This is a genomic window from Acetivibrio ethanolgignens (assembly GCF_001461035.1).
Lineage (GTDB): Bacteria > Bacillota > Clostridia > Lachnospirales > Lachnospiraceae > Velocimicrobium > Velocimicrobium ethanolgignens.
This window is the reverse complement of sequence record NZ_LNAM01000193.1, coordinates 1-3,359: the sequence shown is the minus strand read 5'-3', so window position 1 is coordinate 3,359 and position 3,359 is coordinate 1. Positions and strand designations below refer to the sequence as shown.

At 41.6% G+C, this 3,359-nt stretch carries 4 protein-coding genes; 3 read left to right on the top strand and 1 reads right to left on the bottom strand.

Annotation, left to right across the window (positions count from 1 at the left end):
- The coding region (locus tag ASU35_RS15100; RefSeq protein ID WP_187142772.1) for a methyl-accepting chemotaxis protein at positions 1–1,451 on the bottom strand (1,451 nt) is incomplete at its 3' end.
- 157 nt (positions 1,452–1,608) lie between these two features.
- Here ASU35_RS15100 and ASU35_RS15095 point away from each other — a divergent pair.
- From ASU35_RS15095 to ASU35_RS15090, 3 genes are all read left to right on the top strand, one after another.
- Complete coding sequence (locus tag ASU35_RS15095) at positions 1,609–2,133, top strand: spore maturation protein (RefSeq protein WP_058353812.1); 525 nt, start codon at positions 1,609–1,611, stop codon at positions 2,131–2,133.
- Between the two features lie 111 nt (positions 2,134–2,244).
- Complete coding sequence (locus ASU35_RS19415; protein ID WP_156059372.1) at positions 2,245–2,406, top strand: hypothetical protein; 162 nt, start codon at positions 2,245–2,247, stop codon at positions 2,404–2,406.
- Positions 2,407–2,526: 120 nt separating this feature from the next.
- Positions 2,527–3,359, top strand: an 833-nt coding sequence (locus ASU35_RS15090) for a C69 family dipeptidase (protein WP_147525471.1), incomplete at its 3' end; no start/stop codon positions are given.

The following is a 3,359-nucleotide window of genomic DNA, read 5'->3' as shown; positions in this document are numbered from 1 at the left end:
CTAATTCCCCTCATGAATGAGGGGCTAGGGGAGTTGATGTGTCGAAGACACTTTTTTATGTTAATGGCTGACTGGGCACTATCAGAGGCCAGCTTCCGTATTTGGTCAGCGACTACCGCAAAGCCTCGTCCTGCATCTCCGGCTCTGGCAGCCTCAATGGCAGCATTTAGAGAAAGCAGATTGGTTTGGGAGGCAATTTCTTCGATTTCGCCAATAATATTCCGGATTTCCAGGGAGGTAGCATTAATGCGATCCATAGCCTGGGTCATAGCTTCCATTTTGTGTCCGTTTTCTATCGCTTCCTTTTGAACTTCAACTGTTTTTTCACTGGCCTCATGGCTCTGCTCTGCACTTTCCTTTAACTGGTTGGAAATGGTTTCAATCGTAGCCTGTAGCTCCTCAATAGCACCTGCCTGTTCGGTGGCACCCTCGGCAAGACTTTGAGCTCCAGAGGAAAGCTGATTAGCACCATCCGTTACCTGGGAGGAGGCATTCTGGATATCCTTTAAGGTTTGACTGAGAGAATCTGAAATGTGGAGAAGAGCAGCTTTAAGACGGCCAAATTCTCCATGGTATTCCTGCTTTAAGGTAAAGCACAGATTACCGTCAGCAATTTCATTAAGAACCTCGGATATCTCATTGATGTAATTAACATAATCCTGAAGCCGTATTACGGTTTTATTAAAGTTGGCTGCCAGACTTCCCAGCTCATCCCTTGAGGTATAGGAAATACTTTCACTTAAATTTCCGGAAGCAATCTGCTGGGCAATATGTTCCAATTCCTTAAGAGGACGCACGATAGAAACCACAATAAAATGGGAAAAGATAGCGGCAATTGCGATAATAGCTATAATAAAAATAATGGTTCCGGCAATCGCTGCAAAAAATAGGGTAGTTCCTTGTTTACTGCTTTTGTCACCACCAGCCTTGTTAAAATCTGCAATTTGCGAAAAGCTGTCATTTAATTCATTGAAAAGCTCTAAGGATTCACCACGCATCCTATGAGTAGATATAACAGTCTGGTTATCTGCGGCAAGAGCGTGAATTTCTTCTGCAAGGGCAAGATATTTTTGCCAGGAAGCAATAACCTTTTCCATAAGCTCAATATCAGAGCCATCCTTTGAAAGGTGATTTTTGCTATAATTTTCGATTTCGGTTTTAATAGTTTCTTCTTTTGTAGAAATCTCTTCGAGTAAATTCGGTATTTTGTTGCGATCCTGCTCAATAATCAGCTGATATTCGCTGAGTCGGTAATCCGCAATGAGGGTTTTTAATTGCTCTGCCGCCATGGCAGATGGCAAAAAGATGCTGGATAATTCGGTACTTCCTCCGTTGATTTTCCCCATAAATGCAAGAGAAAAAATACCGACAGCAAGGATTCCCGCCAGCAGAAGTCCTGTGAGGGAAATAAGTCTGCTGCGGATACTTAAGTTCTTTAGTTTTTCATTCATTATAATCCCACCTTCACTCATTTTTGAATAGCTTTAAGCTCTTTAATTTTAGCAAAAATAACCAAAAATTGCAAGATACTTGTCCTTTTTTAGTAAAAGTTATAAAAAATCCACTTTTTTCATAGGGTAGAAATAAGGCAAGGCTTTGGAGAAAGCTATGAAGTTTCTTATTTATATTTCAGATTATATGATTCCCTTTGTTGTATTCTATATTGTAGGGATGGGACTTTTACAGAAGGTAAATGTCTATGATGCTTTTATTGAAGGGGCAAAGCAGGGGCTTAAGGTGGTGGTTGGGATTGTGCCGACACTGGTAGGGCTGATGGTTGCCATAGGGCTTTTAAGAGCCTCCGGAACGCTGGATTTTATTGCGGGGGCAGCCAGACCGGCTGCAGAGCTTTTGCGTTTTCCATCAGAGCTTTTACCGTTGGTGTTAATCAAGATGTTTTCTTCTTCGGCGGCGACCAGTCTTTTACTCGATGTGTATAAGCAATTTGGGACGGACAGCTATCTGGGAATGACAGCCTCCATTTTAATGAGCTGCTCAGAAACGATTTTTTATACCATGTCAGTCTATTTTATGACAGCCCAGGTGAAGAAAAGCAGATATACCCTGACGGGAGCTCTGGTAGCGACCTTTGCAGGCATTGCTGCAACCTTGCTACTGGTTTCGGTGGGATAAGGCCGGAATTGACACACTGTTCAGGTGGTGGTACAATATGATAACAGGGTGCGAAGCAATCCGTAGGTATCATGGTATAGGCAAACTGCACAAAAAAGCGGAGGAATTTTTATGGATGAAAATAAACTATTTAATAATTCAGATTTAGCGGATTTATTTGCAGAATTTGAGTCGGAGGAAAATAAGACGGAAGAAATGGAGGATGCAGAAATGATGGCCTCCGAAAGACGTTATCGGGAGATTATTAAAAAGAGAAAAGAAGAGAATGAATAAATATTACAGGGCTGACCGGAAATTGACGGAAGGCCCTGTTTTTCTGGAATTAGAGACATTGACTTTTAAGATTTTGAGGAATAAAATGGAAATATAAAGTGACGAAAGGAAGGATTACTTATGAAATTGAAAAAACTTGTAGCTGGGGTGCTGTGCTCTGCCTTAGTGCTTACTAGCACGATGCCGGCAGCAGCATGTACTGGTGTTTATGTCGGAGGCGATGTAAGTGCAAATGGAAGCACCTATATGGGACGTTCTGAGGATATCGGTGGAACACATACGAAGATTTTTGGTGTTTCTGAAGCAAGAGATTATCCAGCAGATTACGTTTATGAGGATGCCTATGGCTTCAAAATGCCTTATGGTGGGCATGTATACCGTTATACCTATACTCAGGATTCCCCAGCCTTTGGTGAGGCTATGGATGATTTTGAGCCTTACGCAGAGGCAGGACAGAATGAAAAAGGAGTATCTGTATCTGCAACAGTATCTCTTGCCTATAATGAAAAGGCTGCAGCTGCCGACCCGTTAGTAGATACTGGTATTTACGAAATTTCTCTTGGAACGATTTTATTAGGAAAGTCAGGAACAGCAAGAGAGGGTGTAGAGCTTCTTGCTAACATTGTAGATAAGTATGGGGCAGGTGAATGTAACCAGATTTCTATCAGTGATGCAAAAGAAAGCTGGTATTTTGAAATTGTTTCCGGCCATCAGTATGCTGCAATTAAGCTGCCAGCAGATAAGGTGCTTGTAAATCCAAATATTATGATGCTGGGAGTAGTTGATGTTAATGATAAAGAGAATGTAGTTGCTTCCAAGGATTTGGTAAAGCTTGCAAAGGATAATGGTTTCCTTGTAACAGATGAAAATGGAAAAATTGATGTTGCAAAGAGCTACAGCGATAAAAACTCTGGTGCCGGTCAGTATGAGCGTTATATGCAGGGTATGTTTTA